The 1,314-nt window shown below is 58.8% G+C and carries 1 protein-coding gene and 1 pseudogene; both read right to left on the reverse strand.

Translation table 11 applies throughout. The features are described 5' to 3' along the window. On the reverse strand, positions 1-519 hold a 519-nt coding region (locus tag A3730_RS03215; protein ID WP_063537465.1), incomplete at its 3' end, for a class I SAM-dependent methyltransferase. Positions 520-529: 10 nt separating this feature from the next. After that, positions 530-1,314 (reverse strand): annotated as a pseudogene (locus A3730_RS30940) (hypothetical protein); the annotation flags it as partial.

Below are 1,314 nucleotides of genomic sequence, written 5' to 3' on the forward strand. Positions count from 1 at the left end.
CTGGAAAATACGAGCGGTATCGCGGGTGAGCTGGCAACCGCATGCCAGCGGTTTCCATGCCGGGTTAAGCGTTTTTTGCAGGCGTTGAATCCAGGGGCGTTCGCTGAGTACGTGCTCCAGTGACAGCAGGGTACCGCCGGGTTTGAGGACGCGGAAGGCTTCCCGCGCCGCCAGGTCCGGGTCCGGAATGGTGCAGAACACCAGGCAGGCAATTACCGTATCGAAATGCTGGTCCGGGTAGGGCAGCTGTTGAGCATCGCCTTCCTGGATGTGAAAGCGTTCAGGGGCATCGCATTGTTGTGCACTGTCGCGGGCCAGGGTGAGTAGCCCGCCGGCCGGCTCGATGCCATGAATTTCGGTGGCGGTATGGCTGTAGAAAGGGAAGTTGGCGCCGGTGCCGACGCCCAGCTCCAAAACCCGGCCGCTGGCCTGGGCCAGCAGCCGTTGCCGGTCCCGGTAGACCGGACGGGTGGCCCAATCCAGTAATACCGGGAACAGCTTGTCTTCGTNGAGGGACATGTGTCGCCTGTTAGTTGCGCTCTGGCAGGATGTATTTGTCCGGGTTGTTCAGCATATCCATGCTCAGCGGGTCGCTGATAATGCTGGTCAGGTTCCGGTCTGTTTTCTTGCTGAACTTGCGACGCAGTTTTTCGAACTTGCGGAAACTGCGGAAGTTAAGCGCATACAGGCGCACTTCCTGCAGGCGCTTGTAGGAGTACATAACGTCCAGCGCATCCATGGAAAATTCCGGGCGGATCTTCATGGCTTTTTCCAGGTAGCTGATCGCTTCGTTCAGGTCACGTTTGCGGTTCATGTAGATCAGCGCGTTGGCGTATTCGTAATTGACGATGGGAATATCCGGGGCCAGCTTCAGGGCGTCAGCAAAGGATTCTTCCACCGTGGTGGTGCGCGCGCCATAGGTCATGCGGCCGGTGAACTTGCCCACCCGGCGCATGATGCCGGCGTCCACGCCGGCGCGGAAGGCATGGGCCAGCGGTTGTTCGGGCATGATCTCAACCACCTCTTCAGCACTGTTCTTGATCTTGCCGATATAACGGCGGGCGACCACGATCGGCACCGGAGATTCTTCCGCGATGCGGGCAATGGCGTAGGCGTAACCGAGTTTCACCGAGGCGACAATGGGGGCCACCGCAGGATCGTCGGCCGCTTCTTCCATGTCATCAAAGTACTCTTGTGCCTGGTTGGCCACGTCCTGGAGCATCATGTATTTGGTGCTCTGACGATCAGCGAGATAGATGGCGTACATCAGCTGGGAAAACAGGGCAGGAATCTTGCCGATGGGGCCAAGTTTGA

Source organism: Alcanivorax sp. HI0044 (assembly GCF_001634945.1).